Here is a 765-nt window from a genome sequence, read left to right on the forward strand (position 1 = left end):
CGCAGCAAGAAGTTATCAAGCACTGTGGCAGGCCGTAGGCCAAGTCTGCGACCTCTTCACAAAGCAAGAGTGCAACAACTTCTTCAAAACAGCTGGATACATGACCGATTAAACGCGACAAGCTCTAAGTCAATTGCTTATAGAATAAATTGCAAGCTAAGCGCGACCTAATGGTGAGGCTTTTGCTAATCTATCCTGTGGTCAGTTTGTCAGGAGGCATTGGAAGGCAGCATACCTGTTGCTCAGGTTGCCTCGCAGCACGGTTTAAAGAAGGCGCGGCTTTATTACTGGCTGAAAGATCCCCGTTACAATCCCACTCTTGAAGGGAGTTCACCGCACACAACTGAAACAGGTTTTGTTTCTGTCAGTGTCATCGAGGAGAGCGCTTCACGGCCAGTGATGGCGAATACTGAGCCCGCTGCGGCCAAAGCGGATCCACTTTGTCGTGAAATCCGGCTTGCGGGCGGTCATTACGTTCATCTGAGCGGGCCAGTCAACTCTGCTCTGGTGGCGCAGATCTTACGGGAGCTGTGCACATGATCCCGGTTCCGAGCAATAGAGCTGGCTCGGGAAATTTGGACAGATTGTGAAAGTGGATTTAGCTCCTGAAACTGGCATGATGCCAAGAACAGGAGACCATCATGAGCAGACGTCCTCGCCGGAACCATAGCCCGGCTTTTAAAGCGAAAGTGGCACTTGCTGCTATTCGCGGAGAAAAAACCTTGAGTGAGTTAGCTCAGGACTTTGATGTGCACGCGAACCAGA

2 protein-coding genes are annotated in these 765 nt (G+C 51.0%); both read left to right on the top strand.

The annotated features are described in order from the left end of the window. The first annotated feature begins 219 nt into the window (after positions 1 to 219). Positions 220 to 540, top strand: coding sequence for a hypothetical protein (locus PsAD37_RS12850; protein WP_063296485.1), 321 nt, complete (start codon positions 220 to 222; stop codon positions 538 to 540). Between the two features lie 101 nt (positions 541 to 641). Beyond that, positions 642 to 765: transposase (locus tag PsAD37_RS27530; RefSeq protein WP_193778219.1), on the top strand; the 124-nt coding region annotated here is incomplete at its 3' end.

Origin of the sequence: Pseudovibrio sp. Ad37, assembly GCF_001623075.1 — a bacterium.
GTDB lineage: Bacteria > Pseudomonadota > Alphaproteobacteria > Rhizobiales > Stappiaceae > Pseudovibrio.